The sequence below is a fragment of the Microbacterium sp. NPDC088619 genome, from assembly GCF_044752825.1.
GTDB lineage: Bacteria > Actinomycetota > Actinomycetes > Actinomycetales > Microbacteriaceae > Microbacterium.
This window is the reverse complement of sequence record NZ_JBIVLZ010000002.1, coordinates 777641-800362: the sequence shown is the minus strand read 5'-3', so window position 1 is coordinate 800362 and position 22722 is coordinate 777641. Positions and strand designations below refer to the sequence as shown.

Here is a 22722-nt window from a genome sequence, read left to right as displayed (position 1 = left end):
CGCGGCGATGACCTGCTGCGCGGCACCGCGCGCCCGCGTCGACGCCAGGCCCCGTCCGGTCGCGTCTCGATGGCGATGGTCGCATCACGCGCCGGGGTCTCAGGACAGACCGTCTCGCGTGTCGTCAACGACAGCCCCCGCGTCGATCCGGCGACCCGCGCGCGTGTCGAGAAGGCGATGACGGAACTCGGCTACCGCCCCCACCGCGCCGCCCGCGCCCTGCGCACCGGTCGCTCGCAGACCATCGGACTCGTGGTCACCACCCTCGCGACGGTCGGCAACTCGCGGATGCTGCAGGCCACCGCCGAGGCTGCCGCCGAGCGCGGCTACGCCCTCACTCTCGTGACGGCCGGGGAGAACTTGGCCGACGCGTTCGAGCGCCTCGCCGAGCAGGAGGTCGACGGCGCGATCGTGCTGAACGAGGCGTCGGCGCTGGTGCCCGCAGCCGATCGACCGCCGGGACTGCGGCTCGTGGTCGTCGACGCCCCGGGGTCCGCGGATCTCGCCGTCGTGCACAGCGACCATGTCGGAGGCGCCGCCGCGGCGACGGCGCATCTACTGGGCCTCGGGCATGCGACGGTGCACCACCTCGCCGGGCCGGCCGATTCGTTCGCGGCTGCCGAGCGTGAGCGGGGATGGCGGAAGGCGCTCGCGGATGCCGGAGCGATGGTGACCGAGGTCGTCCGTGGCGACTGGACCGCCGAGGCAGGGTTCGCCGCGGGCGAGGCGCTGGGCGCAGCATCCGCCGTCTTCTGCGCCAACGACCAGATGGCACTCGGGCTCCTCCGCGCGCTCGCCGAATCGGGGCGGCGGGTTCCCGAGGACGTCAGCGTCATCGGCTTCGACGACGTGCCGGATGCCGCCAACTACCGCCCGCCGCTGACGACGATCCGTCAGGACTTCGCCGCCTTGGCGCACCGGGCCGTCGACCTGCTCGTCGCCGACATCGAGGGTGCCGCGGACGGTGCGGCATCCGCTGTCGTCGTGCCGACGCTTCTGGTCGAACGCTCCAGCACTCGCTGACGCGCACCGCCGCGGTCGCACTTCGGTGCGAACTCGCTGAGTGTCCAGCAGGGCATCCGCCGCTCGCTGCGGGGCCGCTTCTGCATCTGCCGTCCGCTGCGGGGTCAGTTCTGCATCTGCCGTCCGGTGCGGGGTCACTTCTGCATCTGCCGCTCGCTGCGGGGTCACTTCTGCATCCGAATCGGGATTCTCCGATGCGCTTTTGGCCCCGGCTGACTGAAACGCAACTCGGGACAGGAGGCACCGGGGCGACGGAGGGACAGGGGTGCGTCGTCGACCGGCACCCTTCGTCCTGAGCGGGGCCACATCCGCGCCTCTCGTCCCGAGCGGGGCCAGATCCGCACCTCTCGTCCTGAGCGGGGCCACATCCGCACCTCTCGTCCCGAGCGGGGCCAGATCCGCACCTCGCGTCCCGAGCGGGGCCAGATCCGCACCTCTCGTCCCGAGCGGGGCCAGATCCGCACCTCTCGTCCCGAGCGGGGCCACATCCGCGCCTCTCGTCCCGAGCGGGGCCAAATCCGCACCTTTCGTCCCGAGCGGGGCCAAATCCGCACCTCTCGTCCGGTGCGGGGCCACTTCTGCATCTGAATCGAGCCTTTCCGATGCGTTTTTGACCACCGCTGGCCCGAGAGCAGTGCGGGACGGGATGCCTCCTGGGGGTTTCTGCGACGGCCTGCGACGGCCTGCGACACCCCGCACCCGGATAGCGGTTTCCGTCCGCCGCTTGCGCGCCCGACTGAGTCATGGCATGCTGACGGAAAGCGCTTACCCATCACGGGCGATCGGCGCAACGGCTTCCCACAGAACGGACCAGCAATGTCACAGGCGACAACCCGCGAGATCGGGATCATCATGAACGGCGTCTCCGGGCGCATGGGCTACCGCCAGCACCTCGTGCGGTCGATCCTCGCGATCCGCGACGAGGGCGGCATCGAGCTGCCCGACGGATCCCGCGTCACGGTGAAGCCGCTGCTGGTCGGCCGCAACGAAGCGAAGCTGGCCGAACTCGCCGCGAAGCACGGCATCGAGGACTACACGACCGACCTCGACGCGGCTCTCGCCGACCCGAAGTGGGAGATCTACGCCGACTTCCTCGTGACCAAGGCCCGTGCCTCGGCCCTCCGCAAGGCGATCGCCGCAGGCAAGGCCATCTACACCGAGAAGCCCACCGCCGAGTCGCTCGACGAGGCCCTCGAGCTCGCGCGCCTCGCAGACGCGGCCGGTGTCAAGACCGGCGTCGTGCACGACAAGCTCTACCTGCCGGGCCTGCAGAAGCTCAAGCGCCTGATCGACTCGGGTTTCTTCGGCCGCATCCTGTCGGTGCGCGGCGAGTTCGGCTACTGGGTCTTCGAGGGCGACTGGCAGCCCGCCCAGCGCCCGAGCTGGAACTACCGCACCGAAGACGGCGGCGGCATCATCGTCGACATGTTCCCGCACTGGAACTACGTGCTCGAGAACCTGTTCGGTGAGGTCAAGAGCGTCTACGCCCAGGCGGCCGTGCACATCGCCGACCGCTGGGACGAGAACGGCGAGCACTACACCGCCACCGCCGAGGATGCGGCATACGGCATCTTCGAGATCGAGGGCGGCATCGTCGCCGAGATCAACTCCAGCTGGACGGTGCGCGTCAACCGCGACGAGCTCGTCGAGTTCCAGGTCGACGGCACTCACGGGTCGGCCGTGGTCGGACTCTTCGGCGCCAAGATCCAGCCGCGCAATGCGACGCCGAAGCCCGTGTGGAACCCCGACCTCGAAGACAGCCACGACTACGACACCGACTGGCAGAACGTGCCCACGAACGACGTCTTCATCAACGGCTTCCGTCAGCAGTGGGAGGAGTACCTGATCTCGTTCGTCGAGGGCACGAAGTACCCCTTCGACCTGCTCTCCGGCGCCCGGGGTGTGCAGTTCGCCGAGGCGGGTCTGACCTCCAGCGCCGAGGGCCGCAAGGTCGCGCTCGAGCCGCTGACGCTGGGCTGAGCATGAGCACTCTCCGACTTCTCGACGCCGCAGGCGCGGTGACGGATGCCGAGCTGCGCGAGGGCGGCGGGTACTCCCGCCCGACCTCCGCGCTGCAGAGTCGCGTGGCGTACGCCGCCGCCCACGTGGTGCCGAAGGTGCACGCCGACAACACTCCGGGGCAGCCCGCCGACATCGACTGGGACTCGACGCTCGCGTTCCGCCGCAACGTCTATTCGTGGGGTCTCGGCGTCGCCGACGCCATGGACACCGCGCAGCGCAACATGGGCCTCGATGCCGCGGCGACGCGTGAGCTCATCTCGCGCAGCGCCGAGGTCGCCCGCGAAGAGGGCGGCTCGGTGGTGGTCGGCGTCAACACCGATCACGTCGCCGAGTCGCACATCTCGCTCGACCAGGTGATCGACGCCTACAAGGAGCAGCTGCACTTCACCGAGGAGCAGGGGGCGGGCCCTGTGCTCATGGCCTCGCGCCACCTCGCCCGCGTCGCAGAGAACGCCGACGACTACCGTCGCGTGTACCGCGAGGTGCTCTCGTCGGCCACGGTGCCGGTCGTGCTGCACTGGCTCGGCACCGCCTTCGATCCCGAGCTCGCCGGATACTTCGGCGCGGACGACTGGCAGACGGCATCCGCTGTGCTGCTCGACGTGATCGCCGAGAACCCCGACAAGATCGCGGGCGTGAAGATGAGCCTGCTGAACGCCGAGTCCGAGATCTCGGTGCGCGAGCGACTGCCCGCGGGCGTGCGCATGTTCACCGGAGACGACTTCAACTACGTCGGACTCATCGGCGGCGACACCGTGGCGCAGGGCGACGGGCACTCCGACGCGCTGCTCGGCGCGTTCGCGGCGATCACCCCGGTGGCGTCCGCGGCGATCCAGGCGCTGGATGCTGGAGATCCCGCGCGGTACCTCGAGATCCTCGGCCCGACCGAAGAGCTCAGCCGTCAGGTGTTCGCGGCTCCGACGTTCTACTACAAGACGGGCGTCGCCTTCCTCGCGTGGCTCAACGGGCACCAGCCCGCGTTCCAGATGGTCGGCGGGCTGCACTCGGCGCGCAGCCTTCCGCACCTCAGCCGCATCGTCGAGCTGGCGAACGCCTCGCTCGCACTCGAGAACCCCGAGCTCGCACGCGAGCGCTGGCACGGGATGCTGCGCCTGAACGGCGTCGATGCAGGGAGCGTGACCGCATGACCGTCGATCCCCGCCTGTCGATCAACCAGGCCACGATCAAGCACGCCGATCTCGCGACCGCGCTGCGGGTCACGGCGGATGCCGGCATCCAGGCGATCGGTCTGTGGCGCGAGCCTGTGAACGAGGTCGGACTAGACGTCGCTGCGCGCATGCTCGCAGACTCGGGTCTGCGGTTCACGACGCACTGCCGCGGCGGTTTCTTCACCCTGCCCGAGGGGCCGGAGCGCGTCGCCGCACTCGACGACAACCGCCGCGCGATCGAGGAGACCGCGACGCTCGCCGCCGCGGGCGCCGACGGATCGACCGCCGTGCTCGTGCTCGTCGCCGGGGGACTGCCTGCCGGGTCGCGCGACCTGATCGGTGCGCGTGAGCGGGTGCGCGACGCGATCGGCGTGCTCGCGACCGACGCGAAGGCGGCGGGCGTGACGCTCGCGATCGAGCCCCTGCATCCGATGTACGCCTCCGACCGCGCCGTCGTCTCCACCCTCGGGCAGGCGCTCGACATCGCCGCCGACTTCGATGCCGACGTCGTGGGTGCGGCGGTCGACACGTTCCACATCTGGTGGGACCCGCAGGTGCTCGAGCAGATCGCGCGCGCTGGCCGCGAGGGCCGCATCGCGACCTACCAGGTGTGCGACTGGAAGACCCCGCTCGCCGCCGATGTGCTGCTTTCACGGCACTACACGGGCGACGGGGTGATTGACTTCGGCTCGCTCACCCGCGCCGTGATCGACACGGGCTACGACCGCGACATCGAGGTCGAGATCTTCAACGCCGACATCTGGGCGGATGCTCCCGAGAACGTCGTGCGCCGCACGGCCGAGACCTTCGGGGTCGCGGTCTCGCCGCACCTGCGCTGACGCACGGGAGTCGATGGTCCCGGGTGTGCCACTGGTGTGCCACCCGCAGGCCGCCTGCAGGACTCGGGCACGGATGCAGGAATCGGGCACGCCTGCAGGAATCGGGCACGGATGCAGGAACGGAATACGGTTTCTTGTCCTGCATCCGTGCCTCGTTCCTGCAGACGGTACGGGCTCGATGTCGAATGGCGGGGAACCGCCCGGACTGGCACCGCTTTGCCGGCTTCACCTGCAGGACGCGGGCACGGATGCCGGGCCGGGGCACGGTTTCTGGTCCTGCATCCGTGCCTCGGTCCTGCAGACGGCACGGCGTGCTGATACGGAGCGAGCCGCCGGACGCAAGCCCCGCGACACCGCACCGAACGATTGAGAGGATGACGTCATGACGAAGATCCGTCCGGGACTCTGCTCGGTGACCTTCCGGGCGTTGAGCGCCGAACAGGTCGTCGAGCTCGCCGCCGATGCCCGACTCGAGGTCATCGAGTGGGGAGCCGACGTGCATGTGCCGGCCGGTGACGTCGAGCAGGCGGCGAGGGTGGCGAAGCTGACGACGGATGCCGGGCTCACGTCCTGCTCCTATGGGTCGTACTTCCGCGCCGGGGCAGAGGAGTCGATCACCCCTGTGCTCGACTCCGCCGCAGCTCTCGGTGTCGACCGCGTGCGGATCTGGGCCGGAGAGAGCGGTTCCGACGAGTCCGCGCCCCAGGACCGGGCGTCGACCATCGCCAGGTTGCAGGATGCTGTCGACGAGGCGGACGCCCGAAGCATCTCCCTCGCGCTCGAGTTCCATTCGGGCACGCTCGCCGACACGGCGCCGGCGACTCTCCGCGTGCTGGAGGAGGTCGCGAGGCCGACGCTCAGCACCTACTGGCAACCCACTGTCGGTGCTGGGGTCGATGCGGTGCTCGACGAGTATCGTGCGGTCGCAGATCATGTGAGCGCCGCGCACGTGTTCTCGTGGTGGCCCGCGCACGACAGGCTTCCGCTGCGGGCGCGGGACGCCCTCTGGACCCGATTCTTCGGAGAGGCGCAGTCCGCGACCACGCCGCCGAGAGACGCCCTGCTCGAGTTCGTGCCCGGCGATGACCCGGCGATGCTGCGCGGCGAGGCCGCGACGCTCCGCTCGTACCTCTCGCTGTAGTCGGCCATGCTCCGCAGCCGTCCGGACGCCGCAGCCCTCGGAAGCTCCCCGGCGACCCCCGCACCGCGCAGTATGCTCAGGGCATGAGTCAGCAGGAAAGCCCTTCCCGCGTGCGTCAGCCGCGGCACTCGCGGGGCGCAGCCCCGACCCTGCACGACGTCGCCCGTGAGGCCGGGGTCTCGCTCGCCACGGCATCCCGCGTTCTCAACGGATCCGAACGCAAGGTCGCCGAGTCCTTCCGCGAGCGCGTCGAGCAGGCGGCGGCCGAGCTGGGCTATACGGCGAATGCGTCGGCCCAGGCCACCGCTCGCGGCAGCTCGCCCGTGATCGCGTTGCTCGTCGCCGACATCGCCGACCCCTACTTCGGACTCATCGCCGCCGGTGTCGCCCGCGGAGCCGACGAGCAGGGTCTCGTCGTCACGATCGCGATCACCGAGCGCGACCCGGCCCGCGAGGCACGCATCGTGCGAGCTCTGCGGGGACAGCGACCTCAGGGTCTGATCCTCGCCGCGTCGCGCACGAACGAGCCGACCGACTCCGACACCTCGCGCGAGCTGGCGGAGTATGCCCGGTTCGGCGGCCGCGTGGTCACGTTCGGGGCAGGCAGTGCCGAGAACCGCCACGTCGAGATCGACAACCGCGCCGGTGCCGAGGCACTCGGTCGCCGCATGGCGTCGCTCGGCTACCGCTCGGCCATCGCGATCGGTGCCGCCGAGGGAGTGCTCACCTCCGATGAGCGTCTCGCCGGATTCCGCGCGGGCTTCGAATCAGGCGGCGGCTCGATCGATCGCGTGATCCGCGGCGATTTCCGTCGTGAATCGGGTGTGCAGGCGATGTCGGCGGCACTGGCCGACGGCGTCGAGCCGGGCACCCTCGTCTTCGGGATGAGCGACGTCGTCGCGATCGGAGCGACCGCGGCCATCCGCGAGGCAGGTCGAGAGGTCGGTCCTGACATCGCCGTGTGCGGCTTCGATGACGTGCCCTCCAGCAGCGATGTCACCCCGGCGCTCACCACGGTGCGCGTGCCGCTGAGCGAGGTCGGCTACCAGGCCTTCCGCGCGACCGTCGACTCCGACTGGCAGCAGGCGGCGCTGCCGCTCGAGGTCATCGTGCGGGCGAGCACTCCCGGTATCGCACGATGACACGGGTGGTGCTGGCGCCAGACAGCTTCAAGGGCACGATCACAGCAGCGGATGCTGCAGCATCCCTCGCCGAAGGCTGGTCGTCGGTCGACCCGAGTGCGTCGTTCGTGCACCTGCCGATGGCAGACGGCGGCGAGGGCACCGTCGCCGCATTCGCCGCGGCCGTGCCGGGGGCGCGGCGGATGCCGCTGGTCGTCGACGGGCCCGCGGGCGTGCCGCTGGAGACCAGCTGGCTGCTGCTGCCCGTCTCTGCCGGTTCTCCCGGCGGCACCGGCGTCGTCGACCTCGCCTCGACCTCGGGCATCGAACTGCTCGACGAACTGCGCCCGTGGGATGCCGACACGACCGGCTTCGGCCAGGCGATCGCCGCGGCCCTCGATCATGGCGTGACCCGCCTGGTGGTCGGCATCGGATCGAGCGCGTCGACCGACGGCGGCACCGGGATGCTGACTGCCCTCGGCGCGCGATTCCTCGACGCCGCCGGCGAGCCGGTCGTCCGCGGGGCGCGCGGGCTCGCTGCCATCGCGTCCGTCGACCTGAGCACCCTGCGCACCGCGCCCCAGGTGCGGGTGCTCACCGATGTCACCAACCCGCTCGTCGGACCGCGGGGTGCCGCAGCCGTGTTCGGACCGCAGAAGGGACTCGACGCCGACGCGATCGCCCAGGTGGATACCGGGCTCGCCCGACTCGCCGACCTGCTCGGTCTCGACGTCGCGCTGCCCGGCACCGGAGCAGCCGGCGGCACCGGCGGTGCGCTCGTCGTCTGGGGAGCGACGCTCGCTCCCGGCGCCGCAGAGGTGGCCGAGCTGATCGGACTCGCCGACGCGATCGCCGACGCCGACGTCGTCGTCACGGGCGAAGGGTCGTACGACGGTCAGTCCGGCGACGGCAAGGTGCCCTCCTTCATCGCGGGCCTCGCTGCCTCCGCGGGGGCCACCGCGATGCTCGCGGCCGGGCGCATCACGGCCGACTCCGACACGGCGCTGTTCGCGGCCTCCGCGTCGTTGACCGACATCGCGGGGTCGTCGGATGCCGCTCTCGCCGAGCCCGCCCGTTGGCTGCGCGACGCCGGGGCGCTGCTCGCCCGGTCGGTCTGACCCCGCCTCACGGCATCCGCTCGCGTTCGGGTTCGCTCCTGCACAGCATCCGCCCGCATCCTTCCGCCCGGGTCGCCCCCGCCCGCCCGGGTTGCCCCCGCCCGCCCGGGTTGCCCCCGCCCGCCCGCCAGCCCGCCAGGCGGGGTCACTTTCGCACCGGAATCGGCCGTTTCGGGTGCGTTTTTGACCCCGCACACGCAGGAGGCGAGCATGAGGACCGGAAGGCATCTCCGTCCGCCAGTCGGGGTCACTTTCGCACCCGGCCCGCCAGGCGGGGTCACTTTCGCACCGCGCCAGCCAGGCATGGTCACTTTCGCACCGGGATCGGCCGTTTCGGGTGCGTTATTGGCCCCGCACGCAGAAGGAGGGGATGCCGCGGGGCGTTCCGCCCCCCGGATTCCGCCACGGGGGCGTTCCGCCACGGAGGCGCTCCGGGCCCGGATGCACTTCTGCCCCCACACGCGCGACGTGCGGGGGCAGAAGACAGGAAGGGGCGCGAGCCTCAGCCGCCGAGGGCGGCCGACACCACGGCGCGGGCCTCGGCCTGCACCTCGGCGAGGTGCTCCGGTCCGCGCAGGCTCTCGGCATACAGCTTGTAGACGTCTTCTGTGCCCGAAGGGCGGGCGGCGAACCAGGCGTGCTCGGTCTGCACCTTGAGGCCGCCGATCGCCGCGCCGTTCCCGGGAGCGTGCGAGAGCTTGGCGGTGATCTCTTCACCGGCGAGGGTCGTCGCCGAGACGGCATCCGGGGCCAGCTTGCCCAGCGTCGCCTTCTGCGCGGGCGTCGCCGGAGCGTCGACCCGCTGATACGCCGACGATCCGAACGCCTCCTCCAGCTCGGCATACCGCTCCGACGGGGTCTTGCCCGTCACGGCGATGATCTCGGCGGCGAGAAGGCACAGCAGGATGCCGTCCTTGTCGGTCGACCAGACGGTGCCGTCCTTGCGCAGGAACGATGCTCCGGCCGACTCCTCGCCGCCGAACGCCACCGAGCCGTCGAGCAGCCCTGGCACGAACCACTTGAAGCCGACCGGCACCTCGAGGAGGCGGCGTCCGAGCGACTCGGCGACGCGGTCGATGATCATCGACGAGACGAGGGTCTTGCCGATCGCGGCGTCGCGCGGCCACTCGGCCCGGTGCGAGAAGAGGTAGTCGATCGCGACCGCGAGGTAGTGGTTGGGGTTCATCAGCCCGGCGTCGGGGGTGACGATGCCATGGCGATCGGCATCTGCGTCGTTGCCGGTGAGCACGTCGTAGTCGCCCTTCTTCGCGACCAGCGACGCCATCGCCGAGGGGGATGACGGATCCATGCGGATCTTCTCGTCCCAGTCGAGCGTCATGAAGCGCCAGGTCGGGTCGACCTCGGGGTTCACGACGGTCAGGTCGAGGTCGTAGACCTCCTTGATGAGCGCCCAGTACTCGACGGAGGCGCCGCCGAGCGGGTCTGCTCCGATGCGCACCCCGGCGGTGCGGATCGCGTCGATGTCGATGATGGTCGCGAGATCGCGCACGTAGGCGTCACGGAAGTCGTAACCCGGAAGGGCGTCCCAGTCGACGTCGGCGAACCGCTCGCGCTTGACCTCGGTGAGACCTCCGGCGATCAGCTCGTTGGCGCGGTCGGCGATCCAGCCGGTCGCGTCGGTGTCGGCCGGTCCGCCGTGCGGCGGGTTGTACTTGAAACCGCCGTCGCGGGGCGGGTTGTGCGACGGGGTGACGACGATGCCGTCGGCGCGGCCCGCGGCATCCGGTGCGAGGTCGCGGTTGAAGGTGAGGATCGCGTGGCTGAGCGCGGGTGTCGGCACCCACGCGTCGCGCGCGTCGACGCGGAGGTCGACGCCGTTCGCGACCAGCACCTCGATCGCGCTGCGCTCGGCCGGCAGCGACAGCGCGTGCGTGTCACGTCCGAGGAAGAGCGGGCCGGTGATGCCCTGCGCCGCGCGGTAGTCGACGATCGCCTGCGTCGTCGCGAGGATGTGGTTCTCATTGAAGCTCTTGGTGAGCGAAGACCCGCGGTGACCGCTCGTCCCGAACGCGACCCGTTCGGCGGCGACGCCGGGATCGGGGACGCGATCGTAGTACGCGGCGATCAGCTCGTCGACATCGATCAGATCGGATTCTTCGGCTGGTAGGCCGGCACGGCTCGTCATGCAGACAGTCTGCCCCCATCTCGGCATCCGCGCATCTTCTGGGCGCCTACCGGTGCCCTAAGGTGAAACGCGTGACTGAACGCCGCACCTACAGCTATCTCGGCCCCGCCGGAACATTCACCGAAGCGGCGCTCGAACAGGTCGCCGAAGCGCGAGGCCAGGACTGGCGTGCCGTGCACAACGTCGGCGAGGCGCTCGCCGACGTGCTCGAGGGTCGCAGCGATGCCGCCATGATCGCGATCGAGAACTCGATCGAGGGTGGCGTCTCGACCACGCAGGATGCTCTGGCGACGCTGCCCGGCCTGCGGATCGTCGGCGAGTACCTGGTGCCGGTGAACTTCGTGCTCGTGGCTCCGCGCGGCACCACGCTGGCCGATGTGCAGGTGATCGCGGCCCACCCTGTCGCCTATGCGCAGTGCCATGGCTGGCTCGGCGAGCATCTGCCGACGCACTCGCACGTTCCGGCGGCGAGCAACGTGGCTTCGGCGATCGGCATGCTCGACGGCGGTCTTCCCGCGCAGGCGGCCATCGCCGCTCCCGGCGTCGTGAAGCACCTCGACGTCGACGTGCTGGCCGAGGACATCGGCGACAACGCCCAGGCCGTCACGCGCTTCGTGCTCGTCACCCGCACCACCACGGCACCGGCCCCCACGGGCGCCGACAAGACCTCGCTGATCGTCGAGCTGCCGAACGATCACCCCGGTTCGCTGCTCGAGATGCTCGAGCAGTTCTCGACCCGCGGCATCAATCTCTCGCTGATCCAGTCGCGTCCGATCGGCGACGAGCTCGGCCGCTACCGGTTCGTGATCGACGCCGACGGGCACATCGAGCACGAGCGCATGGCCGACGCCCTGCTCGGCATCCGTCGTTTCAGCCCGCGCGTGGTGTTCCTCGGCTCATACCCGCGGGCCGACCGGCAGATCGTGCAGTACCCCGACCGCTACTCCGACGACATCTTCGTCGAGGCGCGCGACTGGCTGCGCGGCATCCTCTCGGGCGAACCCGAGGACTGAGACCCGGCTCCGGCTCGGACCGCCGCGCTCACGGCTCGACGCCCGGCCCGGCCCGCCCCGGCTCGACGCCCGGCCCGCTCCGGCTCGAGGCCCGGCTCGAGGCGCTGAGACCGGCCCCGCGTCAGACCGCGCTCAGCTGCACGAGCGCCCGCTTGAACTCGGGCATCGCCGAGTGCGGATCGACCCGGTCGTCGGTGAGCAGATTCGCACTCTCGGCATCGGGGTAGTGGAACGGCAGGAACACCGTGTCGGGCCTGATGTCGTGTGTCAGCTCGGCTCGCGCCTGCACGGTGCCGCGGGAGTTCGAGAGACGGATGCCGTCGCCGTCGCCGATCCCGTGGCGCCGAGCCGTGGCAGGATGCAGCTGGGCGACGAGAGCCGGTCGTTTCTCGGTGAGCTCGGGGATGCGGCGGGTCTGCGCACCGCTCTGATACTGCTCGAGCAGTCGTCCGGTGATCAGGGTGAGCCGGTCGCCGCTCGCGGCGGGATGCGTGCGTGCGCGCACCGCCACGAGCTTCGCGCGCCCGTCGGCGTGGGCGAACCGATCGGCGAACAGGCGAGGCGTGCCGAGGCTTCCGATCGGGAACGGCCAGTGTGCTTCGAGGCCGAGGTCGAGCAGCGCGTGGCTGAGACCGGAGTAGTCGGCGCGTCCGCCGGCGGAGGCACGGGCGAGCTCGTCGAACACCTCTGAGGGGTCGAGGCTCCAGGTGCCGGGCGCGTCGAGGCGTCGGGCGATCTCGGCCATGATCCACAGCTCGCTGCGTGCTCCGGTCGGGGCGTCGACCGCCCGGCGGCGGCGCAGCACCCGACCTTCGAGGTTGGTCATCGTGCCCTCCTCCTCGGCCCATTGCAGGACGGGCAGCACGATGTCGGCGGCTTTCGCGGTCTCCGAGAGGAAGAAGTCCGACACGACGAGCAGGTCGAGCCGCCCGAGGGCGTCGCGCACGGTCTGGACGTTCGGAGCAGACACGAACACATTGGAGCCGTGCACGAGCAGAGCCCGCACGCCGCCGGGCAGCCCGGCGCTCTGCAGCAGCTCGACGGCGGGCACCCCGGGGCCGGGCAGGTCGTCGGGGTCGACGCCCCACACCGCCGCCACCGAGGCGCGGGCGGCAGGGTCGGTGATCGACTGGTATCCGGGAAGCTGGTCCGCCTTCTGTCCGTGCTCGCGCCCACCCTGCCCGTTGCCCTGCCCGGTGAGTGTGCCGTAGCCGCAGCCGGGGGTGCCGGGGAGTCCGAGCAGCAGCGCGAGGTTGATGGCCGCGGTCGCCGTGTCGGTGCCGTCGACATGCTGCTCGACCCCGCGCCCGGTGAGGATGTACGTCGACCCGGAGCGTGCGAGTGCACGAGCGAGATCCCGGATGCTGCGCGCCGGAACCCCGGTGACGGTCTCGGCGCGCTCGGGCCACCACGCCGACACCGACTGACGAAGCTCATCGATGCCGGAGGTGCGCTGGCGTACGTAGCCGTCGTCGAACAGCTCTTCGGCGAGCACCACGTGGATCAGCGCGAGCAGCAGGGCGAGGTCGGTGCCGGGGACGGGCTGCACATGGGTGCCGGCGCCGTCAGCGCACAGCCGCGCGGTCGAGCTGCGCCGAGGATCGACGACGATGAGACCGCCGCGAGCGCGGGCACCCTGCAGATGAGACACGAACGGAGGCATGGTGTCACCGACGTTCGAGCCGAGCAGGAGCACCGTCTCGGCGGTGTCGAGGTCGGTCAGCGGGAACGGCAGGCCGCGGTCGATGCCGAAGGAGCGGTTGGCGGCGGCGGCGGCGGATGACATGCAGAAGCGGCCGTTGTAGTCGATGCGCGAGGTGCGCAGCGCGATCCGGGCGAACTTGCCGAGCTGGTACGCCTTCTCGTTCGTCAGTCCGCCGCCGCCGAAGACGCCGATCGCATCGCGGCCGGTCTCCGCGGCGATCAGGCGCAGCTGCGCGGCGATCAGGTCGAGCGTGGCGTCCCACTCGGCGGGATGCAGCTCGCCGTCGTCGCCTCGGACGAGAGGCGTGGTGAGGCGGCCGGTGTCGGCGAGCAGCTCGGCCGACGTCCAGCCCTTCTTGCACAGCCCGCCGCGGTTGGTCGGGAACTCGCGACCGGCGACGGTCACCGGCAGGGTCTCTCCGATGGTGGGCGTCAGGGTCATCGCGCACTGGAGCGCGCAATAGGGGCAGTGGGTGTCGGTCATGCGACGGCCTCCGCGCGGGCATGCAGCAGTTCGGTGATCCTGGCTCGGCATCCGCCGCATCCGGTGCCGGCGCGCGTGCACTCCCCGACGGCGGCGACCGTGCCGCAGCCGTCGTCGATCGCGTCTTCGATCTGCCCGACGGTGACGGCGTTGCAGATGCAGAGTGTCGCGTCGCGACCGGCGGGCGTGACCCCGTCGACATCCGGATCGTCGAGCCGCAGCAGCAGCGACCGGTCGGCCGGCAGCTCCCCGCCGCGCAGATACAGCACGCTCAGCTCGGCGGCGGCTCGCGGCATCCCGACCGCCACGAATCCGGTGAGGATGCCGTCGCGGGTCGCCATCTTCACGTACGTGCCGTGTTCGGGGTCTGCCCACACCGCGATGCCCGGGGCGATCTCACCCGCGGGCACCGGCGCGAACGGATCGGCCGAGACGTCTCCTGCGGAGGCGATGTCGACCAGCTCGCCCTTCAGCACGACGACCCCGGGATGCTCGTCGGCGAAACCGTCGACGTCGTCGGCTCCGCCCAGCTCCGCGGCGATGGCCGCGGCGAGCCAGCTCGCCTGTCGCCAGCCCGGCCCGACGAGACCGTGCGGGCCGCCCGGAACCTGTCGCTCGTGCAGGTACTCGGCGGGGTCGGCGATGTGCGCGCAGTCGCCGATCGCGTGGATGCGAGGATCCGACCACGACCGCAGGGAGCTGTCGACGAGCACGCCGTTGCTCACGCGCAGCCCTGCGGCCTCGGCGAGTTCGGTGCGAGCTCTGACGCCGCACGAGAGCACGAGCAGGTCGCCCTCGATGCGCTTGCCGTCGGAGCTCACGAGGGCGCGGAACCGACGGATGCCGTCGTCGCCCTCGACCCCGATGACGCCCTCGGCCCGGGTGTGCGGCACGAGCGTGACACCGGCCGAGGCGAGAGCGGTCGAGAGGATGCTCGCCGACCCCCGGTCGAGTTGGCGGGGCATCGGCATCGGACCGAAGTGGGCCACGGAGGGCACGGCGCCGGCGTCCGCGAGCAGCATGGCGAGCTCGATCCCGAGCACGCCGGCCCCGAGCACCACGACCCGGCCGCCCCGCTCGACCACGGCGCGCACCTGCTCGGCATCCGACAGGTCGCGCAGCACGCAGACGCCCGCGGTGAGACTGGTGTCGAGGCCCGTGCCGTCCGGCCCGAGCGTGTCGAGCCCATCGAGGTTCGGGACGATCGACCGTGCGCCGGTCGCGAGCACGAGCCGGTCGTAGCCGACGGTCGAACCGTCGGCGAGCTCGACGACCCGCGCCGCGCGGTCGATCCGCACCGCTCGCGCCCCCAGACGCAGATCGATCCCCGGAAGACTGCTCGAGGTGGCCAGAATGAGCTCGTCGGCCGTGGCCTCGCCGACCGCGAGCTCTGCGAGGAGCACCCGGTTGTAGGGATCCGCCGTCTCTGCACCCAGCACGGTCACCGTCGCCTGCCCCTCGGAGACGAGGGGCAGGAGCTCCTCGGCGAAGCGGATGCCGACAGGCCCCGCGCCGATGACGACGATGCGCTCGGTCATGATCAGATCCGGTGTCCGGCGAGGGAGGCGCGGGGGATCAGATAGACGAAGACCGTGATCAGGAGCAGCACCACGTAGGCGGCGACGAAGCCGCCGAACGCCGGGGCGTACGATCCGGTGCCGCTCTTGGCGGCAGCGAGCACCTGCGGGATCACGAACCCGCCGTAGGCGCCGATCGCCGAGATCAGGCCGAGGGCGGCCGCACCCTTGCGCTGGGTGCTGACCGCGAGCGCATCGCCCGCGGTCGCGGCGCCCCGGGCGGCGAAGACGTTCGGGATCATCCGGTAGGTCGCACCGTTGCCGACGCCCGCCGCGACGAACAGCAGCAGGAAGCACCCGAGGAAGAGCGCGAAGCTGTTCGCCTCGAGGGTGACGAGCAGCGAGAGGGCGCCGACGATCATGAGCGAGAAGGCCGCGATCGTCATCGGAGCACCGCCGAACCGGTCGGCGAGCTTGCCGCCGTAGGGGCGGGCGAGTGACCCGACCAGCGCGCCGAGGAAGGCGAGGGTGATCGAGGCGCTGCCGATCTGGAAGGTCGAGAACTCGGGGAACGTGTCGGCGATGAGCTTCGGGAAGACGCTCGCGAAGCCGATGAACGATCCGAACGTGCCGATGTAGAGCAGCGAGAGCACCCACAGGTGCGGTTCGCGCAGAGCCGCGGCGGCCCCGGCGAAGTCGGCCTTGGCCGACGAGAGGTTGTCCATGTGGCGCCACGCGCCCCAGACGGCCACGAGGATCAGCGGCACCCACATCCACCCGGCGAGCGAGAGGTTGAACGTGAAGGCGGCTGTCATCGAGACGACGATCGGCACCGCGAGCTGCGCGACCGAGGTGCCGAGGTTGCCGCCCGCGGCGTTGAGTCCGAGCGCCCAGCCCTTCTCCTTCTGCGGGAAGAAGTAGGTGATGTTCGCCATGGAGCTGGCGAAGTTGCCGCCGCCGAAGCCGGCGAGAGCGGCCACCGCGAGCAGCACCCCGAACGGCGTCTCGGGGTTCTGCACGACGACGCCGAGCAGGACGGACGGGATCAGCAGCAGCAGCGCCGAGACGATGGTCCAGTTGCGTCCGCCGAAGCGAGCGACGAGGAACGTGTAGGGGAACCGCAGGGTCGCGCCGACGAGGCTCGGCAGCGAGATCAGCCAGAACGACTCGGTGGTGCTCAGCGTGAAGCCGGCGGCGGGGAGCAGCACGACGACGATGCTCCACAGCTGCCAGATGATGAACCCGAGGAACTCGGCGAAGATCGACCAGCCGAGATTCCGACGGGCGATCGCCTTGCCCTCGGCGGCCCAGAACGTCGGATCCTCGGGGTTCCACCCGTCGATCCAGCGTCCGGGTCGATGGGTGAGCGTGACTGCGGCGGCGTCGACGCTGCTTGTTCCGGTGATCTGTGACATCGCGGCTCCTGGCGTTCGAGAGGATGAATGCTCTGAACGTAGGCGGCAGATGTTGCAGGGCCGCACGAGTGCGGTTTCCGGACGATTACTTCTCGATCACATCGGGGTGGTCGGCGATGAGAGAACTTCAGGAATCGTCGTCGACGCGCCAGGTCGCGGCGAGCTCGGTGATCGTCGCGACCGCCGCAGCGGTGTCTTCGCGGCTGCCGCCGGCTCGACCCGCGGCGAGGCCGGCGAGGTAGGCGCTGAGCGGGGCGGCGGGGCGCGCGACGCCGTGCGCGACGTCGCGGGCGAGATCGAGCAGCAGGGCGATGTCGACCGACTCCCGGTCGATCCCGAGGGCCGCGCAGGCGGCGGTGGCCCAGTCGTCCAAGGCCTCGACCGGAAGGTGCTGCGGCTTGTCAGTCATGTCGTCTCCTCGTCGAGTGCGCTGCTGCGGGGGTTGCCGGCACTGGCGCGCGCCTGCGTGGTCGCGCGGGCACGTTCCAGATCGTCCCATGTGTCGACATCTGTCGCCAGGTCTCCTGCCGACAGCGAGGTGATGGCGAGGCCCGCGAGCAGGGAGCGGATGGAGGCGTCTCGACCGGAGTCGGGCAGGGCGGAGACGGCCGCGCGCAGTGCGTCGGTGCGGTAACGGCCGATCAGCCACTGCATCCGCCCGGACTCGTCGGTCAGACAGATGCCGTCTTCGCCGCTGGCGAGGGGCGGATGCTGTCGCAGCAGCGCGACCGCCTCTTCGGCGTTCGGCAGATCGGCGGCGAGGACGTACACCTCCGTGCTGGTGCTGGTGCTGGTGCTGGTGCTGGTGTCGGTGCTGGAGCTGGTGCTGGCGGCGGTGCTGGCGGCCAGTCCTGCGGCGATTCCGGCGACCGGTCCGCCGAACTCCGGAGTCTCGCGAGTCCAGACGACCACGCCGTTCACCGGCGCCTGCGGCCCGACGACGATGATCGGATCGCAGCCCGCGACGGCCGCGACGGCGCGATCGAGCAGCGTGCGGCCGTCGATCTCCAGCAGCGGTTTGGCGGCGCCGTCGAGTCGAGATCCTCGCCCGCCTGCCAGGATGATCGCCGGGGTCGCCGGGGTCGCCGGGGTTGCCGGGGTTGCCTCCGTTGCCTCCGTGGCCGGGGGTGCCGGGGTTGTCGTGTTGCCCGGGGGTGCGGGGGATGCCGCGCTTGCAGTGTTTGCGGGGGTTGCCGCGGGTGTCGCGCCTGCCGGGGTTGCCGGTTCTGCCGGGGATGCCGTGGTCACGAGAGCAGCATCACATCGATGAGATCGCCCGCGGCGACGGCAGATACCTCGGCCGGCACGACGGCGTAAGCATCCGCTCGGGCGAGTCCCGCGGCGAGATGAGCCCCGGAAGATCCATCGGCCGCAGCAGGGCGCGCCGTCCAGGCGACCGGGTCGGAGCGGTCGAGCGTGACGGGCACGTACTGCTGTCGCCCGGCCGGGCTGCGCCAGCCGGTGGTGACGGCGACGCGGAGCGTCGGCCGCCGCACCGCTTCGCGCCCCTGGAGTGCGAGAAGCGCCGGGCGCACGAAGGCCTCGAACGACGCGGCGACGCTGGCGGGGTTGCCGGGGAGGCCGAAGACGAGGGCGTCGTCGATGCGTCCGAACGCCTGTGGTCGACCCGGCTGCATGGCCACGGCCACGAACTCGATGCGATCGCGGAGCACGTTCTTCACGACCTCGTGGGCTCCGGCGCTGACGCCTCCGGAGGTGACCACGACATCGGCGCGGCCGGCGCGCAGCGCGCGTTGCAGAAGGGCCGTGAAAGCGGCATCCTCGTCGGCCACCGTGTCGACCGAGATGACCTCGGCGCCCGCCTCGGCGCACATCGACGCGAGCAGCACCGAGTTCGACTCGGGGATCTGCCCGCGGGCGAGGTCTGCGCCGGGGGCGGCGAGCTCGGTGCCCGTCGAGATCACGGCGGCCCGAGGGCGACGACGCACCTGCACGGTGTCGATGCCGGCGGCCGCGATGCCCGTCAGCTGGAGCGCCCCGAGCACCGTGCCCGCCGGCGCGACGACTGCACCGGCGTGCAGCTCTTCACCATGCCGACGGATGTTCGCGCCCGCTCGGGCCGGAGCTCGGGTGACGATTGCGGGAGCATCCCAGGCCTGGAGTCCGTCGCGGGTGTGTTCGAAAGGCACGACGGCGGTCGCCGTGCGCGGCACGGGAGCGCCGGTCATGATCCGGGCAGCGAACCCCGCGCGCAGCTCGGGCTCTGCGGTCGAACCTGCGGGGAGGTCGGCGATCACGTGCAGTTCCATCGGATGCTCTGCCGTCGCGCCCTCGACGTCGGTGAAGATGACGGCGTACCCGTCCATCGCGGAGTTGTCGAAGAGCGGCACGTCGACACGGGCGTGCACGTCGGCGGCCAGGGTGCGACCTGCTGCCTGGGCGATCGGCACCGCCTCCGCCTCGAGCGGGCGCGCGGCGGACAGCACCTTCGCCGACTGCTCCTCGACACTCAGCATGGCCGGAGGAGTGGTCGGGTGGTGAGGGGCATGCAGTCAGCGTACGACGGTCGCGGGGCTGCCCCCGCGACCGTGACGCCCCTCTACCCCTTGTTTCCCCGCTCGAAAATCAGTGCTCGCGGAACATCGGCCAGCCGCTGCCTGGCAGCATGTGCGAGTGCAGCGCTCCCTTGGCCGATTCCAGGTTCGGATACGTGCCCGTCGCGGCATCCGATCCGGCCATGACAACCGTGTAGCCCTCGTCATCGTGTCGGATGCTGCCGACGACGCCGTTCGTGCCGTAAGCCACCCAGAGGGCCAGGGTCTTGGTCGTGCTCATCATCGAACCCCTTCCGTTGCCGCTGACGCTACGCCCCGCCGCACCGGAATACCAGCCCTTGTCGCGGGTCCCGCACCGCGCCCGTGCGGGCTAGTTTCGTACCGCGCGCCCTGGGGCGGGCCAGTTCCGCTCCGCGTTCGCCGTGCGGGGCCAGTTCCGCTCCGCAACGGGGCGTTTCGGGGCCAGTTCCGCACCGCAACGGGGCGTTTCGGGTGCGGAAGTGGCCCCGCCTGGCGTTTCGGGTGCGGGAGTGGCCCCGCCTGGAGTCGTAGATGCGCCGTGGTGGGTCGGCGGGTTCGCGGCATCCGGGAGTGCGCTTGGCGTGCCCGTGCGGGGCCAGTTTCGCACCGCAACGGGGCGTTTCGGGTGCCGAAGTGGCCCCGGCTGGAGGGTCGGGTGCGGAAGTGGCCCCGCCTGGAAGGTCGGGTGCCGAAGTCGCCCCGGCTGGGGTGGAAGTTGCCCCGGCTGGAGTCGTAGACACGGCGTGGGGAGCCGGCGGGTTCGCGGCATCCGGGAGTGCGCTTGCCGTGCCCGTGCGGGGCCAGTTTCGCACCGCAACGGGGCGTTTCGGGTGCGGAAGTGGCCCCGCCTGGAGGGTCGGGTGCGGAAGTGGCCCCGCCTGGCGTTTCGGGTGCGGAAGTGGCCTCGCCTGGAGCCGTAGATGCGCCGTGGTGGGTCGGCGGGTTCGCGGCCTCCGGGAGTGCGCTTGCCGTGCCCGTGCGGGGCCAGTTCAGCACGGCAACGGGGCGTTTCGGGTGCGGAAGTGGCCTCGCCTGGAGGGTCGGGTGCGGAAGTGGCCTCGCCTGGAGGGTCGGGTGCGGAAGTGGCCCCGCTTGGGGATTCGGGTGCGGAAGTGGCCCCGGTTGGAGGGTCCGGGTGCAGAAGCGCCACGGCTGGGGGGCAGAGGCGGGGGGAGGAGGAGGAGGGAGAAGGGAAGGCGAGAGTCAGCGGCGGGATGCCATCGCGCGACGGATGCGGTCCATCAGCGGTCGAGTGTCGGCCAGGTCGAGCTGCGTCACACGGATGACGATCCATCCGCGATCTTCGAGCTCGCGCTGCCGCTGGATGTCGCGCCGCCACTGATCGCGGCTCGTGCGGTGTCCGTCGCCCTCGTACTCGATCGCGATCCTGAGCGAGGGATAGGCCATGTCGCTCCGCGCGAGGAGAAGGCCGTTCTCGTGGATCTCGTACTGCACGACCGGCTCGGGAAGACCTGCTGCAACGATGAGCATCCTGGTCTCCGTCTCCTTCGGCGATTCCGCTCCCTCGCGTGCGCGGGTCAGCGCATCACGGATTCGTCGAGATCCGGGGAAGCGGCCCCAGACCTGCAGACGCATCTCTATGTCGGTCACCGTGAGCGACGGTCGCCCCGGACGCAGCCCGGGATAGTTGTCGGCCGTGCTGATCAGCGCGTCGAGGGCGATGACCACCTGATCGACGGTCAGCGTCGCGGCGCACATGAACAGAGCCGCGACCGGATCGATGACCGGAATTCCGCCGATTCGCCATGGATGGGTTCTCCCCTCTGCCAGGCGCCGGCCGGTGACGCCGCGGCGGCGGACGCGCGCCGAACCCGTCGCCACGACCACGACGATCGGCGCCTCGACGCTCCAGCTGCCGGGGTGCGGATACCCCCACACCCGCATGGCCGTCTCCCCGCCGATGAGCTGACCGCGGTGCAGGCGGGGCACGAGGGCGGTGACGCGATCAAGTGGTGTCTCCGCCCTCGCGACCGAACGCACCCCGCGGAAAGGGCGGTCGAGATCGCGGGCACCGGCCCGGCCCCGACCGATACCCACGGCCGCGGCCTGCGTCACGGTGAAATGGCGGCCGAGTTCGTCGGGCAAGAGTATTCGATGGCGCATTCCCTCACGATCGGTGAGTGACCCCTTGCTCGGGCCTTGTGATTGCCGGGATCCCGAGAATTGTGGACAAGTCGCGCCTGTGGACAGCATCCGAGGCGCGTTCCTCCGCCGCAAGCGGGGCCACTTCTGCATCCGCCGCCACGGGCGGGGTCACTTCCGCATCCCAGAATCGCTTTTGGGGTGCGAAAGTGACCCCGCCGCGAGTTCGGGTGCGGAAGTGGCCTCGCCTGGAGGTGGGATGCGGCACTGACCCCTCCGGATCAGCGCCTACGAACGGCGCCTAGAGCGCGGCGGCGATGAGCTCGAGCGTCTGCGCGCGACCGGCGGCTGCGTCGCGCGGCTCGGACTCGTAGGCCCCGGCGACCGGCGACAGCATGACCTCGTCGACGCCGTACTTCGCGGCGAACTCGCGCAGCTCGGCGGCGACCGACTCTCCCGTGCCGACGAACCACCGCGAACGGGCGGCCTCCACGACCTGGTCGGTCGCAGCATCCGACTCTGCCGCGAGCGCCTCTTCGACCGTCTCGAGAGCGATGAGCGGCTTGTTCAGGCGCAGTCGCGACATCATGCGCAGCTGCGGCAGGGCTCGCGCCTCGGCCTCCTCCTGCGTCGGCGCGGCGACGACGTTGACCGTCAGGAATGTCCGCGGCTCGGGGTGCTCCTCGCTCGGCTGGTAGCCCGTGCGATACAGGTCGAGTGCCCGTTCGAGCCCCTGACCCGAGAAGTGGTTCGCGAAGACGTAGGGCAGGCCGTGCGATGCCGCGAGCTGCGCCGAGTAGTCGCTCGATCCGAGCAGCCACACCTCGGGGCTCCCGGTGGCGGAAGGCGTCGCGTGCACTGTGTACTCGCCGCCCGAGGTGAAGCGCACGGTGGCGCCGTCGCCCGAGAGGAGTGCGGCGATGTCCTGCACGTTTCGGGGGAACTGCTCGACGTCGCTCGTCGTGCCCGATCCGCGCAGCAGCTGCGTGATGACCGGGTCGCTGCCGGGTGCGCGGCCGAGGCCGAGGTCGATGCGGCCGGGAGCGATGGCCTCGAGGGCGGCGAACTGCTCGGCGACGATGAGTGGCGCATGGTTCGGCAGCATGACGCCACCGGACCCCAGTCGGATCTTCGTCGTGCGCATCGCGGCGGCTGCGATCAGCACCGGGGGAGTGGTGGATGCGACGGCCGGCATGTTGTGGTGCTCGGCGAACCAGTAGCGGCGGTAGCCGAGGCGGTCGGCGGTCGCGGCGAGGTCGAGGGAGGAGGAGATCGCCTCGGCACTGGTCTGGCCGGTGCGAACCGGGACGAGGTCGAGGACGGAGAGCGCGGTGGAAGTCATCCCCGAATGCAACGGTGGGGGCGGGCGG

At 70.9% G+C, this 22722-nt stretch carries 18 protein-coding genes; 8 read left to right on the top strand and 10 right to left on the bottom strand.

Translation table 11 applies throughout. The annotated features are described in order from the left end of the window. The first annotated feature begins 69 nt into the window (after positions 1–69). The 7 genes from ACIP5T_RS18440 to ACIP5T_RS18410 all read left to right on the top strand — a co-directional run bounded on the left by ACIP5T_RS18440 (position 70) and on the right by ACIP5T_RS18410 (position 8433). Complete coding sequence (locus ACIP5T_RS18440) at positions 70–1023, top strand: LacI family DNA-binding transcriptional regulator (protein WP_400867015.1); 954 nt, start codon at positions 70–72, stop codon at positions 1021–1023. 816 nt (positions 1024–1839) lie between these two features. Beyond that, a complete protein-coding gene (locus ACIP5T_RS18435; protein WP_400866787.1) occupies positions 1840–3003 on the top strand; it encodes a Gfo/Idh/MocA family protein in 1164 nt (387 codons plus the stop codon). Positions 3004–3005: 2 nt separating this feature from the next. After that, positions 3006–4193: a dihydrodipicolinate synthase family protein gene (locus ACIP5T_RS18430; protein WP_400866785.1), complete on the top strand. Its 1188-nt coding sequence runs from the start codon at positions 3006–3008 to the stop codon at positions 4191–4193. Next, complete coding sequence (locus ACIP5T_RS18425) at positions 4190–5053, top strand: sugar phosphate isomerase/epimerase family protein (RefSeq protein ID WP_400866782.1); 864 nt, start codon at positions 4190–4192, stop codon at positions 5051–5053. The genes ACIP5T_RS18430 and ACIP5T_RS18425 overlap by 4 nt, the downstream gene beginning before the upstream one ends. Before the next feature lie 382 nt (positions 5054–5435). Next, positions 5436–6194, top strand: coding sequence for a sugar phosphate isomerase/epimerase family protein (locus ACIP5T_RS18420; protein ID WP_400866779.1), 759 nt, complete (start codon positions 5436–5438; stop codon positions 6192–6194). A gap of 83 nt (positions 6195–6277) precedes the next feature. Continuing rightward, positions 6278–7336, top strand: coding sequence for a LacI family DNA-binding transcriptional regulator (locus ACIP5T_RS18415; protein ID WP_400866776.1), 1059 nt, complete (start codon positions 6278–6280; stop codon positions 7334–7336). Further along, complete coding sequence (locus ACIP5T_RS18410) at positions 7333–8433, top strand: glycerate kinase (RefSeq protein ID WP_400866773.1); 1101 nt, start codon at positions 7333–7335, stop codon at positions 8431–8433. The genes ACIP5T_RS18415 and ACIP5T_RS18410 overlap by 4 nt, the downstream gene beginning before the upstream one ends. Before the next feature lie 502 nt (positions 8434–8935). On the opposite strand, the gene pgm is transcribed toward ACIP5T_RS18410, so the two are convergent. Then, positions 8936–10579 carry a phosphoglucomutase (alpha-D-glucose-1,6-bisphosphate-dependent) gene (gene pgm / locus ACIP5T_RS18405; protein WP_400866771.1) on the bottom strand — a complete coding sequence of 548 codons (1644 nt, stop codon included), beginning with the start codon at positions 10577–10579 and terminating at the stop codon, positions 8936–8938. A gap of 62 nt (positions 10580–10641) precedes the next feature. Between pgm and pheA the strand changes: the two genes are divergently transcribed. Further along, positions 10642–11592 (top strand): prephenate dehydratase, encoded by a 951-nt coding sequence (pheA, locus tag ACIP5T_RS18400; RefSeq protein ID WP_400866768.1) that lies wholly within the window; start codon positions 10642–10644, stop codon positions 11590–11592. Between the two features lie 121 nt (positions 11593–11713). Here pheA and ACIP5T_RS18395 read toward each other — a convergent pair whose 3' ends face one another. The 9 genes from ACIP5T_RS18395 to ACIP5T_RS18355 form a co-directional block, all read right to left on the bottom strand. Continuing rightward, positions 11714–13780, bottom strand: coding sequence for a molybdopterin oxidoreductase family protein (locus ACIP5T_RS18395; protein ID WP_400866765.1), 2067 nt, complete (start codon positions 13778–13780; stop codon positions 11714–11716). Further along, positions 13777–15318 carry an FAD-dependent oxidoreductase gene (locus tag ACIP5T_RS18390; RefSeq protein ID WP_400866763.1) on the bottom strand — a complete coding sequence of 514 codons (1542 nt, stop codon included), beginning with the start codon at positions 15316–15318 and terminating at the stop codon, positions 13777–13779. The genes ACIP5T_RS18395 and ACIP5T_RS18390 overlap by 4 nt, the downstream gene beginning before the upstream one ends. Positions 15319–15320: 2 nt before the next feature. Continuing rightward, positions 15321–16712 (bottom strand): MFS transporter, encoded by a 1392-nt coding sequence (locus ACIP5T_RS18385; RefSeq protein ID WP_400866760.1) that lies wholly within the window; start codon positions 16710–16712, stop codon positions 15321–15323. A gap of 127 nt (positions 16713–16839) precedes the next feature. Then, complete coding sequence (locus ACIP5T_RS18380; RefSeq protein WP_400866757.1) at positions 16840–17121, bottom strand: DUF6457 domain-containing protein; 282 nt, start codon at positions 17119–17121, stop codon at positions 16840–16842. Further along, positions 17118–17960, bottom strand: a complete 843-nt coding sequence (locus ACIP5T_RS18375) for a molybdenum cofactor guanylyltransferase (protein WP_400866754.1) — start codon at positions 17958–17960, stop codon at positions 17118–17120. The genes ACIP5T_RS18380 and ACIP5T_RS18375 overlap by 4 nt, the downstream gene beginning before the upstream one ends. After that, on the bottom strand, positions 17957–19189 hold the full coding sequence (gene glp, locus ACIP5T_RS18370; protein WP_400866752.1) for a gephyrin-like molybdotransferase Glp: 1233 nt from the start codon (positions 19187–19189) through the stop codon (positions 17957–17959). Before glp ends, ACIP5T_RS18375 begins: the two co-directional genes overlap by 4 nt. Positions 19190–19298: 109 nt before the next feature. Then, on the bottom strand, positions 19299–19508 hold the full coding sequence (locus ACIP5T_RS18365; RefSeq protein WP_140038123.1) for a methyltransferase: 210 nt from the start codon (positions 19506–19508) through the stop codon (positions 19299–19301). Positions 19509–20452: 944 nt separating this feature from the next. Continuing rightward, positions 20453–21355 carry a hypothetical protein gene (locus ACIP5T_RS18360; protein WP_400866749.1) on the bottom strand — a complete coding sequence of 301 codons (903 nt, stop codon included), beginning with the start codon at positions 21353–21355 and terminating at the stop codon, positions 20453–20455. A gap of 298 nt (positions 21356–21653) precedes the next feature. After that, positions 21654–22694: an LLM class flavin-dependent oxidoreductase gene (locus tag ACIP5T_RS18355; RefSeq protein WP_400866747.1), complete on the bottom strand. Its 1041-nt coding sequence runs from the start codon at positions 22692–22694 to the stop codon at positions 21654–21656. Positions 22695–22722 lie beyond the last annotated feature (28 nt).

Bases quoted from the DNA above. Each gene is read 5' to 3' on its own strand.
- ACIP5T_RS18410 (WP_400866773.1), top strand. From the start codon at position 7,333: ATGACACGGGTGGTGCTGGCGCCAGACAGCTTCAAGGGCACGATCACA.
- ACIP5T_RS18355 (WP_400866747.1), bottom strand. From the start codon at position 22,694: ATGACTTCCACCGCGCTCTCCGTCCTCGACCTCGTCCCGGTTCGCACC.
- ACIP5T_RS18425 (WP_400866782.1), top strand. From the start codon at position 4,190: ATGACCGTCGATCCCCGCCTGTCGATCAACCAGGCCACGATCAAGCAC.
- ACIP5T_RS18440 (WP_400867015.1), top strand. From the start codon at position 70: ATGGCGATGGTCGCATCACGCGCCGGGGTCTCAGGACAGACCGTCTCG.
- glp (WP_400866752.1), bottom strand. From the start codon at position 19,189: ATGCTGAGTGTCGAGGAGCAGTCGGCGAAGGTGCTGTCCGCCGCGCGC.
- ACIP5T_RS18435 (WP_400866787.1), top strand. From the start codon at position 1,840: ATGTCACAGGCGACAACCCGCGAGATCGGGATCATCATGAACGGCGTC.
- ACIP5T_RS18390 (WP_400866763.1), bottom strand. From the start codon at position 15,318: ATGACCGAGCGCATCGTCGTCATCGGCGCGGGGCCTGTCGGCATCCGC.
- ACIP5T_RS18420 (WP_400866779.1), top strand. From the start codon at position 5,436: ATGACGAAGATCCGTCCGGGACTCTGCTCGGTGACCTTCCGGGCGTTG.
- ACIP5T_RS18380 (WP_400866757.1), bottom strand. From the start codon at position 17,121: ATGACTGACAAGCCGCAGCACCTTCCGGTCGAGGCCTTGGACGACTGG.
- ACIP5T_RS18395 (WP_400866765.1), bottom strand. From the start codon at position 13,780: ATGACCGACACCCACTGCCCCTATTGCGCGCTCCAGTGCGCGATGACC.
- ACIP5T_RS18365 (WP_140038123.1), bottom strand. From the start codon at position 19,508: ATGAGCACGACCAAGACCCTGGCCCTCTGGGTGGCTTACGGCACGAAC.
- pgm (WP_400866771.1), bottom strand. From the start codon at position 10,579: ATGACGAGCCGTGCCGGCCTACCAGCCGAAGAATCCGATCTGATCGAT.
- ACIP5T_RS18430 (WP_400866785.1), top strand. From the start codon at position 3,006: ATGAGCACTCTCCGACTTCTCGACGCCGCAGGCGCGGTGACGGATGCC.
- ACIP5T_RS18385 (WP_400866760.1), bottom strand. From the start codon at position 16,712: ATGTCACAGATCACCGGAACAAGCAGCGTCGACGCCGCCGCAGTCACG.
- ACIP5T_RS18415 (WP_400866776.1), top strand. From the start codon at position 6,278: ATGAGTCAGCAGGAAAGCCCTTCCCGCGTGCGTCAGCCGCGGCACTCG.